General features: G+C 56.9%; 15 protein-coding genes. 3 read left to right on the forward strand and 12 right to left on the reverse strand.

All coding sequences use genetic code 11. The annotated features are described in order from the left end of the window. Positions 1-58: 58 nt before the first annotated feature. Genes MKP08_RS11830 through MKP08_RS11850 form a run of 5 tightly spaced genes read right to left on the reverse strand, consistent with a single transcriptional unit; the run spans position 59 to position 4,869 of the window. Positions 59-967 carry a polysaccharide pyruvyl transferase family protein gene (locus tag MKP08_RS11830; RefSeq protein WP_306300151.1) on the reverse strand — a complete coding sequence of 303 codons (909 nt, stop codon included), beginning with the start codon at positions 965-967 and terminating at the stop codon, positions 59-61. After that, positions 898-1,857 (reverse strand): glycosyltransferase, encoded by a 960-nt coding sequence (locus MKP08_RS11835; protein WP_241553999.1) that lies wholly within the window; start codon positions 1,855-1,857, stop codon positions 898-900. The genes MKP08_RS11830 and MKP08_RS11835 overlap by 70 nt, the downstream gene beginning before the upstream one ends. Further along, positions 1,857-3,320: an O-antigen translocase gene (locus MKP08_RS11840; RefSeq protein ID WP_241554000.1), complete on the reverse strand. Its 1,464-nt coding sequence runs from the start codon at positions 3,318-3,320 to the stop codon at positions 1,857-1,859. Before MKP08_RS11840 ends, MKP08_RS11835 begins: the two co-directional genes overlap by 1 nt. Positions 3,321-3,346: 26 nt before the next feature. Further along, complete coding sequence (locus MKP08_RS11845; RefSeq protein WP_241554001.1) at positions 3,347-4,453, reverse strand: DegT/DnrJ/EryC1/StrS aminotransferase family protein; 1,107 nt, start codon at positions 4,451-4,453, stop codon at positions 3,347-3,349. Then, on the reverse strand, positions 4,450-4,869 hold the full coding sequence (locus tag MKP08_RS11850; protein ID WP_241554002.1) for an FdtA/QdtA family cupin domain-containing protein: 420 nt from the start codon (positions 4,867-4,869) through the stop codon (positions 4,450-4,452). Before MKP08_RS11850 ends, MKP08_RS11845 begins: the two co-directional genes overlap by 4 nt. A gap of 269 nt (positions 4,870-5,138) precedes the next feature. Between MKP08_RS11850 and MKP08_RS11855 the strand changes: the two genes are divergently transcribed. Continuing rightward, entirely contained in the window at positions 5,139-5,873 is a 735-nt protein-coding gene (locus MKP08_RS11855) for a DapH/DapD/GlmU-related protein (protein WP_215228002.1), read from the forward strand. A 36-nt stretch (positions 5,874-5,909) separates the two neighbouring features. On the opposite strand, the gene MKP08_RS11860 is transcribed toward MKP08_RS11855, so the two are convergent. Next, positions 5,910-7,058, reverse strand: a complete 1,149-nt coding sequence (locus tag MKP08_RS11860) for a glycosyltransferase family 4 protein (protein ID WP_241554003.1) — start codon at positions 7,056-7,058, stop codon at positions 5,910-5,912. A gap of 311 nt (positions 7,059-7,369) precedes the next feature. Between MKP08_RS11860 and MKP08_RS14445 the strand changes: the two genes are divergently transcribed. Beyond that, entirely contained in the window at positions 7,370-8,791 is a 1,422-nt protein-coding gene (locus MKP08_RS14445) for a sugar transferase (protein ID WP_241554004.1), read from the forward strand. A gap of 18 nt (positions 8,792-8,809) precedes the next feature. Here MKP08_RS14445 and MKP08_RS11870 read toward each other — a convergent pair whose 3' ends face one another. The 6 genes from MKP08_RS11870 to MKP08_RS11895 all read right to left on the reverse strand — a co-directional run bounded on the left by MKP08_RS11870 (position 8,810) and on the right by MKP08_RS11895 (position 16,398). Then, positions 8,810-10,060 carry a hypothetical protein gene (locus tag MKP08_RS11870; protein WP_241554005.1) on the reverse strand — a complete coding sequence of 417 codons (1,251 nt, stop codon included), beginning with the start codon at positions 10,058-10,060 and terminating at the stop codon, positions 8,810-8,812. Continuing rightward, positions 10,017-12,149: a polysaccharide biosynthesis tyrosine autokinase gene (locus MKP08_RS11875; RefSeq protein ID WP_241554006.1), complete on the reverse strand. Its 2,133-nt coding sequence runs from the start codon at positions 12,147-12,149 to the stop codon at positions 10,017-10,019. Before MKP08_RS11875 ends, MKP08_RS11870 begins: the two co-directional genes overlap by 44 nt. Before the next feature lie 10 nt (positions 12,150-12,159). Then, on the reverse strand, positions 12,160-12,876 hold the full coding sequence (locus MKP08_RS11880; protein WP_241554007.1) for a polysaccharide biosynthesis/export family protein: 717 nt from the start codon (positions 12,874-12,876) through the stop codon (positions 12,160-12,162). Positions 12,877-12,888: 12 nt separating this feature from the next. Next, positions 12,889-14,271 carry an O-antigen ligase family protein gene (locus MKP08_RS11885; RefSeq protein ID WP_241554008.1) on the reverse strand — a complete coding sequence of 461 codons (1,383 nt, stop codon included), beginning with the start codon at positions 14,269-14,271 and terminating at the stop codon, positions 12,889-12,891. A gap of 71 nt (positions 14,272-14,342) precedes the next feature. After that, positions 14,343-15,536: a hypothetical protein gene (locus MKP08_RS11890; RefSeq protein WP_241554009.1), complete on the reverse strand. Its 1,194-nt coding sequence runs from the start codon at positions 15,534-15,536 to the stop codon at positions 14,343-14,345. 217 nt (positions 15,537-15,753) lie between these two features. Continuing rightward, positions 15,754-16,398 carry an NAD-dependent epimerase/dehydratase family protein gene (locus MKP08_RS11895; RefSeq protein ID WP_255750558.1) on the reverse strand — a complete coding sequence of 215 codons (645 nt, stop codon included), beginning with the start codon at positions 16,396-16,398 and terminating at the stop codon, positions 15,754-15,756. A gap of 659 nt (positions 16,399-17,057) precedes the next feature. On the opposite strand from MKP08_RS11895, the gene MKP08_RS11900 reads away from it, so the two are divergent. Beyond that, positions 17,058-17,327 carry a UDP binding domain-containing protein gene (locus tag MKP08_RS11900; protein WP_255750559.1) on the forward strand — a complete coding sequence of 90 codons (270 nt, stop codon included), beginning with the start codon at positions 17,058-17,060 and terminating at the stop codon, positions 17,325-17,327. The last annotated feature ends 6 nt before the right edge of the window (positions 17,328-17,333 follow it).

The following is a 17,333-nucleotide window of genomic DNA, read 5'->3' on the forward strand; positions in this document are numbered from 1 at the left end:
GAAGCGGATCGTGGTTCGCGCTGTATCATACCAAGCGCGGCAGTCTGTTCGCGCAACTTCAACCGGAAGGCATCGACTCGTGCATCTGAGAGAACGCATCGAGCAAATCCGTCGTGCTTACCACAGATCGGGCGACTGTGGCAGAACGCTCGATCTTAGCCACGAGCTCGCGCAGTTGATCTTCATCAATGACTTGGCAGGAAAACGCATCCTCACAATCAGTCGTGCTATAATAATCTGAAAATTTAAAGTCGCCGCCAAGTAATTTGTCCGAGAACGTAGCCCGCACATTTGGTATGCCGTATGCATCCGAAAGGATTAACCCGTGAAGCGAGGACGAGATAACACGACGACAAGCCTTGAGATCCGTCACGAAATCCTCGGGCTTCTGCCTCACATCGATCACCTTGACGCCGGCAATCTTACGCGACAAATTCAGCACAAGTTCCAGGTCTTCGAAATGAGGAACAATTCCGCATTGATGTTCGACTTCGACGGGAGGGTTATAAAAGTCCGGCATTAATATTGCTGGATCGCCCAAAGGCACGCTGGGGCTGACCCCACAAGCTTCGCTCAGCATGCTTCGTGTCAACTTCCCACGCAATGCAAAGACCTTGGACGGGTCCAGCGCTCGGTCGGGAACCTTGCCATCGATCGACCCCGAGCCCCAAACGTAGCTCTGCCGATTAGCTGATCCAATCACGCTCCCTATAGCTCGTACGTGCGGAAACAGCGTAGAACGTGCCCGGTAGATTGGCCGACCCGCAAGCTTCGGGATCATGTAGGGGTTGAGAAGGTCACCTACGTTACTCGTGCGCGCGAAATACACTACCGGGATCGCCGAAGAATGAACGACTCGGTTAAGGAGATCAGTCCCAACCCGACGGAACCGCGCAATCATTCTGATGCTCCCGACCGAGCCATACCTCTGGTCAAACGCCAGTATGCCCGAGCCTTCGCATGCCATGGAGCCTGCATAAAGGTCACTTTGCGGGCGATTGCGAAAGCATTCTCACCTTGCCACAGCCATTGAAAGCTCTTTCGCAAACAGAACTCGGTGCGGGCCCAGTCGGTTGTCAGTTTAAGGGCTCTGCTTTCGATCATACCTTCATGAAACGCGTATTTGGCGTCCGCGAGGTACTGGTCCCGTAGTGGCTCAAGCGGCATGACAGCTAGCCGTTTCCTGGCTGAAAGATTGTTGTCGTGAATGCGTCGCTGGATAGACGCTTTGGACACCGCCCTGCCTTCTCCAGCAAACAGGCATCGGAGCATCAGCGTGGTATCCTCAGTCGGACAATCTGGAGATAGATGGGGAAACAGCCGCAGCGTTTCGGTTCGGTAGGTTCTCGACGCACCGACTGGCCGCCGATCCGACTTTACTAGGTAGGAGCCCAAATCGAACTGCACGTCTGAATAAGAATGAATGCGCCCTGTCGCGTTACCGAGATCATCTATTTCGGCATAACCAGTTTCCAACACGGTAACACGATCATCATCCGCAAACACTTCAACAGCGGTCGATACCCGATCCTCGTGCGAGATGTCATCCCCAGCGGCGACAGTTAAAAGTTCTCCGCTAGCCAAGTCGATGACTTGGTTGACATGTTCAGCGACGCCGAGGTTTTTCTTGTTCTGGCGCAAGACAAGCCGATGCGGCCCATCATAAGCTTCAGCCATATCCTTCATTATGGCGAACGTATTATCGTTCGAGCAATCGTCTGAAAGGATAATTTCGAGCGGCTGATATGTCTGCGACAGCGCCCCAGTTATAGCCTCACCAATGAACTCCTGCTGATTGAAGGCGAATAGCGCGAAACTGACAAGTGGTTTTTCCGACATCTTTGCGGTGTCATCCATCAATCAGATACCGGCCAGCGAACGAAGGAATAGAAGCGGAACATCGGCGCCGTGTAGCGACTCAAGCCTACCTTCTCCAGCAGTATATGCCCTCCAACAAAGCCAGTCACGAGAGATGAGACGATGGCGGAAATCCCGCCGGCAAGGGGGAAAGTGAGCGAGAGAGCCAGCACCCCGCTCCCAATGACGATCGATATAGCGAGCAATTTCATCGATCGCCTCTCGAAATGAAAGTCTGCAATCCGTCGTGCCATCGAAAGAGCCGTAAGGAAATAGATTGCGTAGCAAATCAAAAATGCAATACCCGCAAAATCAACCCCGTAGCGAGGCAAGAAAACGTAACACAAGAACACAAATGGAATTAAAAAGGAAGCCTCCATCAAGAGGTACATACGGGATCTCGCGGCTGCGACCACTGATATACTCAAAGACCAACTCGACAACTTCAATATATTTCCTAACGTCTGCCACTGGAGGAGAGTGACTGCATCATCGAACTGATCAGAATAGAGGATGCGGATTGCCAGAGGTGCGAGCCCGATAAGTGCTATGAGGATAGGGGTCCCTATCAGGAGCCCAATCTGAAGTTGTTCGTTCATCAGGCTACGCGCCTGATCCCTGTCTTCTATGATTTCAGCCAGACGTGGGTAATAATCCATGCTCATGGCATTGAGCATGAAGCCCACATAGGTGACGGTAATTCCCCAGGCAGCTGCGAATTGTCCGGCAGCGTCTAACCCGAGGTCGCTAGCTATCTTGCCCCTTACGAGAAGCAATGTTCCTGAAGAAGCCAAACCTCCAATCATGAAGCCTGCCCCGAGTTGGACCATCGGCTTCCACACCGTGAGGATATCCGCGGGCCTTCTTGCAACCCGCGTGGTCGGCGGAGGAAGGCGACGAGTGAAGTAGGAGGCCACAAGTACGGCCGTAAGTGGTTGCGCGATTACCAGCGCTACCAAGCCGTCCATTCCGAACATCCAAATCGCGCAAATCCCTACGAGGGTGCCAGCCAAAGCACCCAAGACGGTGACGCGACCTAAATCGCCGATGCGTCGCAGCCCTCGTAGTAACGCGGTCTGCGATGCGGAAAGAAGACTAAGGAAGATCGCTATTCCGACGAGACCAACTTCCGTACCATAGCCCGGTCCGTCGAAAAGAAAGTTCGAGATAGCGTCCCGGAATATCCAGACGAGCGCCATCGCGAGAACGCCTTGGAGCGCATTCGCCCACAAGATCACCCGCCTGACGAGGTCTACCTCCTCCGCAGTGCCTTTGCTCTTCGCAATCTGTCGGACCCCGGAACTAGATAGTCCCAACCCCGCGAGCGTCACGCCCGTGGTTTGAAGGTTCGTATAGATGCTCAAGACACCCACACCGGGGGGGCCGAGCAACAGGGCGAGCACCTTCATGCGAATGATCGACAGGACGATTCCGATGGCTTGTGTGCCACCGGTAACCGTCATCGCACGTAAGATCCCTTTCGCGGAAATCAGTCGTTCCCCTGAAAGGACCGTGAGGCTTCGACGACCTTCGTGATATCCTCTTCGCTCAGATGCGGACCGATAGGGAGGCTCAAGACCTCTCGTGCGAGCAGCTCGCAATGAGGGAGCGTTCCGGCAGCAATACCCAAGGTGGCGTACGCCTGCTGAAGATGAGGCGGAATAGGATAGTGCACCAACGTTCCGACCCCCTTGTCATCCAAGAACTTAGTGAACGCTTCGCGACCTTGGCTCCGAACGACATAAAGGTGCCACGCGGGTTCCGCCCAAGCTGGAACGTACGGAACAATGAGGTGGGTATTCGACAGGCCCTCGGTGTACCTAGCCGCTACCGCGCGCCGCCGCTCTGTCCATTCATCGAGGTATGGAAGCTTGGCACGCAGGATGGCAGCCTGGAGGGGATCGAGCCGCGAGTTGACGCCAGGCACCTCGTTCACATATTTTTCCCGGCTCCCGTAATTGCGCAACAGCCGAACCCGGTCAGCTAGATCCTTGCGGTTGGTGGTGATCGCCCCGCCATCACCCATGGCCCCGAGATTCTTTCCGGGATAGAAGCTCCAGCATACGATGTCGCCATGGGCACCGATCCGCTGGCCTTTGTATCGCGCACCATGCGCTTGAGCCGCATCCTCCACCACCGCCAATCCATGATGCCTGGCAATGTTCAGAATTGGATCGAGGTCGACGGGTTGTCCGTAAAGGTGGACCGGCAAAATAGCTTTCGTAGCAGGGGTGATCGCGGCTTCAATAAGGCCGGGATCGATATTGTAAGTCTCTAAGTTGGGCTCGACCGGCACGGGATACGCACCCACCGCGGATATCGCTAGCCATGTGGCGATATATGTATTGGAGGGCACGAGGACCTCGTCACCGGGTCCCACTTCCAATGCGCGTAGGGCAAGAATGAGGGCTTCAAGTCCGTTCCCTACTCCGACCGCTTGCTTGGCATCGCAGAAGTCGGCCCATTCTGCTTCGAACGCATCGACTTCGGGTCCGAGCACATACCAACCACTTGCAAGAACGCGCGAGACCGCAGAGTCTATATCGACTTGCAGCTCGCGATAGGCCGCGCGCAAATCTAAAAACGGAACGGTCATGACCCTGCCCTCAGTGCCTGCTGAAACTCGCCATAGTCCCTATAGTAGTCGCCTTCATCATAGGGGTGGGAAGCCAACACCATGCACACGGCGCCTTGGCTGAACGAGTCCATCTCGCGCCAGATCATATTCTTGATGTGCAGACCCCTTCGCGGATCTCTCAACCAATATTCCGTCTTGGAAAAACCGTCATCGACCTTCATCCGAAAACTGCCGGACAACGCGAATACCACCTGTTCCAGTTCTCGGTGTGCATGCCCGCCTCGCTCGGCATCTACTGGCACGTTGTAGAGATAGTAAACTCTCGCGATCGAGAACGGCACATGATTGCCTCCCTCTACGAATGTGAGATCGCCTCGAGGATCGTGAATCTGCGGAAGTTCGATCTCGCTAACGGAACTGTTTAAGGAATTCATAGCGATATGTTGGCCTCTACCATCGTTCAAAATTCTCGGAGCTAGATGTCATTCCAGAAAAGTCTGACAAGTTCCGCCGGTAACGCGTCGCCATGCGCGATCCTTACCGCGCAGCTAGAACGTACTCGTCGGTCGCACAACATCCGTCTCACGGATCGTACCACACCGGCCTAACCGGCGTTCGCGCGAATTGGCGGCGAGCGATACAATCCACTAGCCCCCCCTCATCTTCATAGATAGGACGGGGATCCGCTAAAAATGAGGAAATCATGTCCGATCTTCACGATACCGCGATCATTTCTCCGTCAGCCAAGCTAGGCGCCAACGTTTCCGTCGGCCCCTTTGTGATCATCGGAGATGCCGAGATTGGGGACGGCTGCGTTATCCACTCGCATTGCGTTATCGGCGACGGCGTCGCATTGGGTCAGAAGGTTGAAGTTTTTCCGGGCGCGCTGATCGGCCGTGAACCGAAAGGTGCAGGGGCCACCGCCCGTCAGCCGAGCTTCGAGCGCAAGATTGAAATCGGCGATTCCTGTTCGATAGGCCCCCATAGCGTTATCTACTATGATGTAAAAATAGGCGATAGCACCCTCATCGGTGATGGTGCTTCTATCCGGGAACAGTGTTCAGTAGGCTCGCGCTGTATCATCAGCCGGTACGTCACCATCAACTATAACACTACCGTGGGAGACGACGCGAAGGTTATGGACCTGACCCATCTGACCGGAAACATGGAGGTAGGCTCTGGCGCATTTGTAAGCACACTGGTCGGTAGCACCAACGACAACGTCATCTCTCTTGGTTACGGGGACCACATCGTAGGGCCAAAAATCGAACCGAACGCGACCGTGGGAGCAGGTAGCATCCTTTTGCCCGGCGTACGGATCGGCACTGGAGCTTTGGTTGCTGCCGGCTCTACGGTCACAAAAGATGTCGATCCCGATACCACGGTTTTTGGCACTCCGGCACGCGCGCGCCAGCGTTCGAAGGATGAGAGCAAGTAGGCTGCACAATAAGCGCATCGGCTCGCCCCGAGCCAATCATGCCGGTCTGTTTTTCGCGCTCATACATTGGGCGATCGCTTCGCGATAAGCGTCGACTACGATCGTCACATCGAACTCGCGCTCCATCTTGGTGCGCCCCGCCCTGCCCATCGCGTAGCGAGCTTGCGGCGGGAGAGCGGCGAAATAGCGCATCGCTCGTGCGAGATCGCCAGCATCGCGCGGTGCACAGAGATAACCGGTGGTGGCGTCATCCACGATGCTTCGGCATCCAGGAGTGTCGGTGGTGATAATCGGTTTCCCCATTGCCGCAGCTTCTATGAGCGATCGCGGCGCACCTTCCGGATAGTAGGACGGGAGGACGATGCAATCGGCCTCATGCATCTCGGAACGTACGTCGGAACTGGTACCGAGATATTCGATCCCGTGCGTCTCTTCCCAGCCCCGGATTTCAGCGCGCGAAATCGCCGAGCGGTACGCTGAACCCGCCTCCCCAAGGACTTGAAAACGGGCGGTAGGAAGCTCCTTGCGCATTACGCGGGCCGCTTCAGCATATTCCGCGACACCCTTCTCCCGTAACAACCGAGCTACCATGAGGAAGACGGGACCCTCGGATACAATGCGTTCTGCAGCATCGGGGGAGGGAGAGAAGCGTTCGAGATCGATCCCCGAGCCGGGCAACATTCGCACCTGCTCATCTCTGATCATGTCATATTTTAGGAAGAGATCCCGATCCTGGTCATTCTGAAAGAAAACCACCGGGCATTTCCGGAAGGCTGAGCGGTACAATCCTATCGATGCCGCCTTAAGAAAGCTGCTCGATTGAAAAGCGGTACCCAAACCGGTGACGTTCGGAATGAAGGGCAGGTTTCCTTTGGAAGCCGCCATCGCTCCGAAAACGTTATTCTTTATTGTGAATCCAAGGATCACATCAGGCTGGATCTTATCCAAGTGCGCTCGGAGTCGTCGGAGGAAGGCAAGTTCTGCAACGGGGTTCAGCCCCTTGCGATCCATACGCAGCGGAGTGAACTGGCAGCCTAGTCCTTGAATTTCCGGGACGTAGTCGTCCTCGGGCGCGAGAATATGCACTTCGTGGCCATCGGAGAGAAGCGCCTCGACGAGCGGTCGCCGGAAATTCCAGATATTCCATGTTGTATTGACTGTCAGGCAGATTCGCGTGGCACTCATTGGCTAGGGGCTCCGCCAAACTCGAAAAAGATGTTTCTGGTAAGCCTTCTGTGAGAGGCCTGGGACGCCGCTACCGGACTGTATCAACTCTGCCAAGGGAAGCGCCGGGGTCGTCCTGCAAAAGCGGCTCAATAGGAAGGTACACACTCTGCACCACGCGCATCCGCTTGACCAAACGTCACTTTCACCATACCGCCCGACGCCTTGGGTCAAGCACTCGGGGCTGGCAGGACGAAGGAACGCAAAGGTGGGGTAATGCGTACCGCCTGCCATATTACAGGGCCCGAGCGGTCATAGCTATGGGACTGGTAGTGAGCAAAATCGTGCATAACAGGGCGGCCCCACCCGATCCGTCAAATCTCTCCGATACCGGTACGGAGCAAGCGCAGGCGGACTTCGATGGGTCTCACGCTTCGCTCTGGTTGGACGCAGAGGCCGCCAGCCCGGATACGGTCGATTATTCCGATCAGCGCAATTTCGCGCATCAAGGGCTCCTAGATAGATTTCGCGTCCAATTACCGATCGCGGTACTCTTTGCCGTGTTGGTACAGTTGATCTACGGGCAGGTTTTGCTCGGCGTACCGCTCGGCGAAAGCCCGGCGCGTAATGCGATTGTGACAACCCTCATTGCCAACACGATCAGCATGTTGAATTATCGTCAGCTGCGCCTTTTTCCAGGAGCGCGCCGGTTCGCCTTCCTCCTGCCCGCGTTTCTACCAGTGTATGGTATCTCGGCCCTGTTGCTCTTATGGCTTCGGCTTCCGTACAGTCTCTCTCTCATTTTGGTCGGCTTCGCCACATGCATTGGCCTTGCAGCCGTGTTTAACGTATTTGTCCGCAGCGCTAAGCGAACCCCGCTGCTGATGATTCCGTCACCCAAAGTAACCGCTCTGCTCAATGAGCTGCCTCGCATTTCGCACAGCATGTGCGTCGATCCATCGGTCATCACCCGTAGCAAAGCGACAGTTGTTGCTGATCTACATGCCGATCTTTCTCCAGAATGGGAGCGTGCGATTGCGGCGGCAGCTCTCAATGGATCGACGATCTACCACGTGAAACATCTGCGCGAATCTTTGACGGGCCGGGTCCGGATAGACCATCTCAGCGAAAACAGCGTGGGTACCCTGAAACCCAATGAGTTTTATTTCTTTTTCAAGAGCGCCATCGAGCGTCTCGTTTCGACGATCGCACTCATTCCGGCCCTTCCGATCATTGCCGTAGCAGGACTCGCTATCAAACTGGAAAGCCCGGGTGGCGCTATTTTCCGGCAAACGCGCGTTGGTTTTCGCGGGAAGCAGTTCACGATCTACAAACTTCGCACGATGGTACAACCGTCCGTAAGCAGCGGTGAGCGAGAGGATGCCATTACCAAAGCGAACGACCCAAGAATTACGCGTCTAGGTAGGTTCCTGCGTAAAACGCGTATCGATGAACTCCCGCAACTGTGGAACGTGATCAGGGGCGATCTGAGCCTAATCGGTCCACGTCCTGAAGCGGTGCCGCTGTCCGAGTGGTACTATCAGCAGCTGGATTTTTATGCCTACCGACATATCATCCGGCCTGGCATCACGGGGTGGGCTCAGGTAAATCAGGGACACGTTGCAGACCCGACCGCCGTTGGCGCAAAGCTACAATACGACTTTTATTATATTAAAAATTACTCGTTATGGCTTGATGCCTTGATTATACTTAAAACAGTCGGGGTGGTTTTCAGCGGGCGCGGTGCACGCTGAAAGGTGGCCTTGGAAAGTTCAGCGAATTACCTTTATCGGCGCGATGGTGCCAGACACCCTGCGGCCGTCCGACCAAACTCGCCCATCGATCGCTATACGGGCTATAGGGCAGTTCTGGCCCGACGCCCTAAACTGCAGGCGCATTGGAGAAGGACCAAAATCGGACTTGGCCAATGTCTGGCCGTTCGTCAGGCATGTCACCTTCAGCGATAGCGATGATAGCGAGTCTGTCGGTTGCAAGTCGTGTTCCAGCAACAGACCGCGCACTCCATCACCCAGGGCAAGCGATCGTTCCGCCAATTGCCCGCCGAAGCCCGGCCGGACAGAAATTTTCAAATCCGGGTCACGCGCGCTGTTGCGCGCATAAAGCCCGCGCTCGTCAGCGAATTTCCAGTCGAGCGGCGGCAAGTCGTTCCGCCAAGAAAGGCTGTCAGCAGAGCCACTTACTGCAGAATCCCCATCCGGCCGGACGAGCTTATAAATGCGCGCTGCGTCTGCGAGACGTCCTGCCTTTATAAGAGCGGACATTATGTCCCGATCCGTTTCCAGCGTAATTGTCGAACCTCGATTGAGGATTGTGCGCAAAGCCACCATTTTGTCAGCTACTGACCTATCAGCCGCGGCGCGCTGCAGAAAGGCGTTGACCCATTTAGGGTGCTGGGACAGGATTTCACCGAATACCCGCACGGATCCGGGTTGTTTGAGCAACTGCACCATCAAGGGCATGATTTGCGGGGCCAAGCCAGGACGAATCTGGAGCGTCGTATCCAAAACGCGTAGCACCCCGGCGATGTCACCGGTACGGCGGTATTCTTCCAACAGAGCACTGTTTAGAAGGCTCGATCGACGGGATAGAACGTTGCTCGCCAATACTGCCTTGAGTCTCGCTTCGACGGGCATTCTGGTCGCAAGTACAGCTTGAGCATCAACTGCGAGCGGATCGTATCGAGCCGCCCTTATTGCGTAACCTTCCGCCCTTCCCCGCAACTCCGAGGAAACAGGCTGCGCCGTTCCAGCGGGAGCAAGCGCGGCTCGTTCCAACGACCGTGCGATGTTCTCGTTCGCAGACGCGCTGATCGGTGAAATCTGTGTGGCCAAAACTGGCGCACTTTTGGCTAACACCAGACCAGCCGTTTGGGCCCCCGCCGCAAACGCCAACACAGCTCCAAGGGCTATCACCGCGCCCGATAGCAAAAGGCCGCGCGCCGATACCGATTTCCGTACTTCAGGCATCGTCCGGAACACGGTCTGGGCCGTAACCATAGCCATAGCCATAGCCATAGCCATAGCCGTAGGCCTCGTTTCGGCTGTCGAGTTGTGTGACGACGGCACCCAGCATCGGTGCGCGTGCACTGCGCAGGCGCGAGAGGGCATGTCGCACTGAACGGTTGGTTCCTACGTTAGCCTGTACGACATAAATGACGCCATCCACCGAACGCGATAGCTCCGGAGCATCGGCGAGGCCCAGAACAGGACCGCCATCCACTACGATAACGTCGTAGGTTTCCTTGAGCTTCTCTAGGAAGCCTTTCGGTCGCGGTCCCGCGAGAAGTTCAACCGGATCCTTCGGTGGCCGCCCCGCTGGGATGAAATCCAGTCCATAGCGTTCATCGCGGACGATGGTGGGAGCATCAACAGCGCCAGCAAGAAACTTGCTTAATCCGTCGCGCGCCGATCGCGCGCCGAGCATGTCCGAAAGCCCCATTCGCCTGAGATCGAAATCGATGAGTACAACCTTTTTACCCGTTCGCGCCATAACCTTGGCGATCGCAAGGGACGATAGCGTCTTCCCCTCGCCCGGACGGGTACTGGTCACCAAGAGACTGATCGGACCGTCGATATCCATGGCATAGCCTACCGATGTACGGACTGACGAATATGCCTCCGAAAGTGCGGAATACGGGTTCGTCAGTTCCTCGCCTATGTCGTCGGTATCGATCGAAGGGATCAGGCCAAGCACAGCAAGGTCGAACTCCCGTTTGACGTCAGCGGGATCGCGTATAGTTCGATCTGCCAAATCGAGTATGTAAACTGCGCCCGCAGCGGTCAAAAGACCGAGAACCAGAGCGATCAGAAGGTTCAAAATCAACGAGGGCGAATACGGCGAAACTGGCCGAAGCGCTCGTTCAATCAACGTCACGTTGTTGGTGCCGGTCCCTACGACACCAAGTTCTTTGTACCTGCCGAGCAAGGCATTATAAAGCTCGCGGTTCGTATTAACTTCGCGTTCCAGTATCCCATATTCCACACCCTGGTCCTGCTGCGTGAGAAAACGAGATTTCGCGGCATCGTACTGTTCGCGAAGGCCCTGCTCTTCCCTAAGCGCTTTGCGGTACTCTGCCTGACGCAGGCTGCGCTCGACGCTACCGGCGTTACCAAGAGAGTTCCGCAAAGATTCGATCTCGGCTCGTGCAGCCTTGACCTTCGGATTGTCTGGCCCGAGCGTAGCGTTCAAGTTTGCCAGTTCTGCTTGTTTCTGGGACAGGGCGCTGCGAAGCGCCGCGGCTCCCCCATCGGAACCCGCACCGGGACCCGCGCTCATGGCACTTTCCGCGGCGATCCGACGGCTCGTAGCCTGACCTAGCGCTTGGGACAGCGCCCCAAGTTCCTGCGAGACGAGCGTCTGGCGGCTCGTTCCACCATCGTCCGCCCGACTTTCGATAACGACGAGCTGATTCCGGTTCGCGTAACTGTTGAGAGCCGCTTCCGACTGCTCCAACCGCGCCCGCTGTTCGGACAGCTGCCTTTCCAGCTGCTCTCTGGCCATCGCGGTGTTGCCGAACCGCTTCTCATAGTTGGCATCCAGATACTGTTCAGCCCACAGATTCGCGAGGAAAGCCGACAGGGATGGAGAAGGCGTTGAAGCTTGTATATCTACTAGGGTCGACCCCTGCAGTGGTTCGATGGTGATCGCATCCCGAGCGATGCTTGCTGCTTGCTCAACCGACAGCTCCGCATCTTCGGCAATATCATACGCTTGGCGAAATTCTGGGTTCTGCGTCAGATCGCCTTCTTCGACAGCTCGTTCGGCGAGAAAGCGCGACTTCAGAAGCTCGTACTGGGTCTGGTAATAGAGCATGTCGCGCTCTTCGCTCTTGACCTCCGCACCTTCCAGTTCAGTCCCGCCGGTATCGACGCGACTTATCTCGATGCGACTTGCGGCGCGGTACATGGGCGTTTGTACTAGCGTCGCGACAAGGCCCAGGACAAGGAAGCCAGCGATAAGGCCAATCAACCAATACCTGTTTTCGATCGCGCGACGATAGAGCCGCTCGAAATCGATCAAAGGATCGGCTTGAGGTTCGTCGATCGAACCGACTCGCTCATCGCCATCCGCGACAGGAAAACGGGTAGCCATTATGCGAACCTTAGTTGGAAATGCGCCGTGCGCGATCGAGCAGGATCACACTGGTCGAAAGCAGGCCGAAATACTGCAGAAACTTGTCGAAGCGCCTACGCGCCGGAGAATCGCCCACCATCACAACATCTCCCGGTGCAAGCACGGGATCTGCATAATTCCCACGCTGAATGCCCTCCAGGTTGTAGATGCCGATATAGCGTTGATCGTCGACTTGGCGAAAAATCAGAACATCATCCTTTTTAGCGTATTCAGTAGTGCCACCAGCAACGTTTATCGCGCGCATAAGCGTTGCGGACGACCGTATCGGCACGGAACCCGGTTTGGCGACCTCGCCGCCAATCGATATTGTGGGTTCGGACCCCGTCACGGGCCGTACCGTTACCGACGGATTACGAATGAAGGAAGGCGACAAGCGCGAGGTCAAACTGGAAGCAAACTGGTTTGGAGTTAACCCACTAGCTGGCACGAGGCCCACATACGGAAAGTCAATATTTCCGTTCTCATCTACCTGATACGTTCCGGAGACCGAAGTATCCTGAACGACATTGACTTCGACCTGATCAAGCGGGTGAAGCGCAAAACGGATGGTTTCCGAGGGGAGCGGTAGTTCGGTGAGGTTCGTCACCTCAACTCCAGGAGCACCGCCGTATGTTCGATCGGTCGCGCACCCGACTAGCGCCACCGCTACGACAACTGTGAAAATGTATTTCGTAAGAGCTTTCATGCCAGCCTGCTGCTAAGTTCGTACGGCCATATGATGGCGAGAATAGTTTGGAAACCCAGATAGGTGGTCAGCATCGCTCTCGTGGGATGGTCCGCGCGCACTGGTCAGGAGCAAACACACCAGCCACACGCACACGACTTGAAAGATGGGGGTACGCAGCGGATAATCCACATAACTCGCGAGCGCCACGAGCAGAAGCCCGGCGCCCCCCCCTACTACAAGTGCAACCGCCGACGGCGCCCGTTCACGCCACAGGCGGAGCATCTCCCTGCCCAGGACAGTCAAAAGTCCTACGAGCAGAAGCAAAGCGGGCAGTCCGCCTTCGATCGCAAGTTGCAACCAGTCGTTGTGAGCGTTGTTCAGATACCGTGGCATCAGCATCTGAGAGCTTTCGGCGACATAATAGACATTCTGAAACGTACCGAACCCAGACCCGAAAGGAAAATAGCTCCTAATCATCTCCAACAGGGTCGGAGTAACCAGGAAGCGAATGTCTCCAAGGGCGTCTTGCCCCGTAAGTTGTTCCAGCGCAGGTGCACGACCGGTCAGAATGAACGCGCCTAGCAATAGGATCAGTACTATCGCACCAATTCCTACAACAACCCGCCCTTTCTTCCCACCGCTTCCGACCCGCCGCTGCAAGAACGGACGCGAAAAAATTGCGCAAGTAGCAAGGACCGCCAATAGCGCAGTCAGGAAGCCAGCGCGCGACGTACCAGCTATCGCTGCGAGCAAGAGCAGAATGTAGATTGCGCCGAGAACGATCTTGCGGATCCGATATTTCGGCTCCGCTGGCATGATGGCGATTGCCACTGCAACTGCGACCATTACTAGCGTGTTCAATACCGCCGCATGATTGGGGTTCGCAAACAGGCCCACAGGCGTTCCCGTGCTGGTCAGCCGGTAAAAATACAACGCCCGGTTACCGCCGCTCAATATCTGCAACACAGCAAGCAGCGCGTTGGAAGTAGCGATCGCTACCACTGCGGTGAACGCGAAGCCAACAGCATATCGCCGCAGCGCGACAAACAGCAGAACCGCAGCGATAGGAACGCCGAGAGAGAAGAAATCGTTCAGCGTCCGCTCTGGAGATAGAGTAAGCGGACGCGCGGGATCGAGCGACAGCGCAGCATCGACCGCCGCAGGTGCAGAATGCCCCGGCAAAGAGGCCCACAGGCTGTGAGGCAACGGAACCAACTGGAGGAAAATCCATAGGGCGAGAAGTACCAACAGCGCCAAGGGCCAGCCAAGTGTGCGCCAGTCAACACCACGCGTCTGAGTCCAGGCGAGGGCTGCTGCTAGGACGCCTACGGGCAGAAGGACGACGTTCTGCACCATGTCGAATCGCGAACTGCCCCCGGCCAGCGCGACGACCACCGCGAACGCCACGAACACGAAGCTCGCAAAGGCGGCCGGTCTCTCCCGGGTCGACCTCGCCGAATGGCGCAAACTTCCCTCCCTCTTCGTCATACCGGGTGCCTGTAAGATCTTCGTTCGCTCTTGGGAACAGTGCTTTGCGCAGTTCGACCAAAAACCCGTAGCCAGAGGAGCGCCTCGGCCAAGGAAGCCGCAAGAAGGGCACCGATTGTAAGGAAGACCGCTAGGGGTGCGCGCGTTGGCGCGGTTGGCAAGGTGGCGGGGTGCACTAGGGCAGGCCCAGTCTCCCTGGCATCATCCGCGATCAAGTCCCGCCTGCTCTGTTCAAGCTGCGCCAGCCGAAGCGTTCGAGGCGAACCTAGATCAACCCCGGTCTTAAGAACCTGATCGTCCGATCGCGTCTGCGCCAATGCGCGATCGAGTTTTGCCTTCAAATCCAGTTCCAAGGAACGAGCAGCATTCGCCTCGTCCACCATTTCCAAATGCGCAGCCCCTCGTAGAGAGGCAAGCTGATTGCGTATCTCCCCAATCCGTTGGTCCAAGCGGCCAAGCTCGGGATATTCGGGAGAGAAATTTTCCGCAAGGAGGGAGCGCCGCCCATCCAAAAACGCTAGCTCCTGTTCGAGCTTCGTCACCGCAGGACGAACCGACATCGGATCTTCTTCGCTTCGCGCGGCCTCGTCTGCAGCAATCCGAGCTATGCGGGCATTCAGATATTGCCGCTGTATTTCAATAACATCAAGCAAGCCGCCGTAGTCGCCCTTCGGAACTTCCTCGCCATCAATCGAATTAGAAGTACCCGCTCCTTCCGTTTTCTCTTTCTCCAACTCTCGAGACACGGGAGCGATCGCCTTGATAGAAGACTCAACGGTGTGCAGTCGCTTCACGATCGCCCTTCGGCGCCGGGCCACCTCGTCCGCGACGAGCACTCGCGCGATCGCGTTCGCCCCGGCTAGGGCCGTCCTCTGATTTGGCGCCTCGTAAATCACGCGCAGCAAGCCCGGTGGTCCGACCTGCGCATCCATCCGCTCGCGAATTTGCTCGGTGGTAGCCTCGTCCGGCAGCGCTCCGGATTCCAGGATGCGTCGCGCGAAGCCAGGAGAGCGAACGATCTCGGATAAGGTCGCGCTCAAACGTTCGGAATGGGGATCGGATCGAACGCCGGTCGCTCCAACGTCCGTCGGAAAACCGACCTGTGCGGCTGCGATATAGCGGACCGGTGTCAGAGCCCATACGATTGCTCCGACTCCCGCGCCCAGCCCAGCCGCAGCGAGAGCGAACATTGCATGCCGTCCCCATCGAAACCATCCAGTCTGGCTGAGGCTCATCCCGAGCGGCCGACGAAATCGATATAACAGTCCATCGCCTCCTCTATCCCTCGCTTACGCGATGTGTGGGAACATAGCCTAGGGATTAACGTGCCTTGTCAATTGACCCCTGGCTGTCGCGCAAGTCCCTTCCGCGCAAGGGTCCATAGGCAGGGCTCTTTCGATACGATATCTAACGTCGTTCCAGCGAGTGACGGATAACCTCGAACAATTCGTTCAGTGTGGTCCGGTCGCCTAGGGCAACGTTGTAAACATCTCCGCGAGCCTCCTGCGCCGCAAGGGCCGCGCGCAAATTCGTCTGCACGGTGTTCGCGATATAGCAGAAATCCCGACTCGTCTCGCCATCGCCGTTTACCACAACGTCCTCACCCTTGATCATGGCCGCCGTCCAGAGGGGGATGACCGCCGCATAGGCGCCGTTCGGGTCCTGGCGCGGACCGAAGACGTTGAAATAGCGAAGTCCCGTGGCCCTAAACTCGTAAACACGCCGGTAGACTTCCGCGTACTGCTCATTGACAAGCTTCCTGACCGCATAGGGAGACAACGGTTTCCCGATAACGTCCTCGACCTTGGGCAATGCCGGATCGTCCCCGTAGGTTGAGCTCGAGGCGGCATAAGTGAAGCTGCTTCCTCCCGCTAGCCGCGCCGCTTCTAGCATGTTGACGAAGCCGCCGACATTCACATCGTTGGAAACGGTGGGCTCGGCAATCGAACGCGGGACGGACCCGAGGGCGGCCTGATGCAGGACATGCCCTACGCCTTCACAAGCGGACCTGCAGGCCGCCACGTCCAGTATATCCGCTTCCACGAGCTCCAGCCGTTCCGCTGCACCCTCGCCTCACGCTGCGACAGCTTCTTCAGTATTGCGGGAGTATCCTGTCGCGAAATTGTCGATTGCCCGCACGTTTCGCCCGGTTCGCAGCAGGGTTTCGACCAAATGCGGTCGTCGTTCAAAAGCCGATCGGCAAATTCGCTGTCTTGTGGAGCCATTCAGCCAGCTTAGACGACACGTTCAACTCCGCTTCCCGGGCATTTCGCGGCTCGTCTCTAAATCGCGCTTCGATGCGTTCCCAGTCGCATGGCCGAGAAACGCTGGAGAAGGCTTCGCCGACCTGCTCTCGCCATCAGAAAGCCTGTTGCCAACGATTTCTGAAACTTCCCATCCTAACGGTTACCGCGAAAGCCAGGAAGGGCGGACTATGCACCGGATCGGCATTCTTCAGACACGCGCGAGGAAACTCCCACCGCGCCAGACAGCGCAGAGACATTCGAGGTAGCGATGATCGGGTTCGGCTATATCAGCCTGCCTATTACGCCGCGATTTGTCATTCGGGAATGCGGGTGCGCGGCGTGGATGTGGTGCACAGGGTGGTCGAATGACGGTAAGGCACTGGATGTGCTCGCGCGCCTTTCCGCTATGCACCAGGCGATGCCCGACGCGAAGATCGCCATCCTTGTGCTGGCGTTCAAGCGAACATCGGCGATTTCCGGGAGAGCCCCGCCCTGGCGATCGGGCAGGCGCTCGCCCCCGAACACGGCAATTGCATGCTGGTGGTCAAGCCCTTTGCCGACGATCTTTCCGGCAGGTTCGATACGCACGGCGCGCGGCTGGTTTTTTTCGAGGAAGCGATGCGCGAGGCGGAACTCGTCGCCGTGCTGGTGGCCCACGATGCATTCCGCAAGGCTCCGCGCTTCCTGAGCGAAGGGAACATGATATACGACACCCGCGGCATGTGGCCGCGCTGATACGAG

The organism is Erythrobacter sp. LQ02-29 (assembly GCF_022576075.2).
In the GTDB taxonomy this organism is placed as follows: Bacteria; Pseudomonadota; Alphaproteobacteria; order Sphingomonadales; family Sphingomonadaceae; genus Alteriqipengyuania.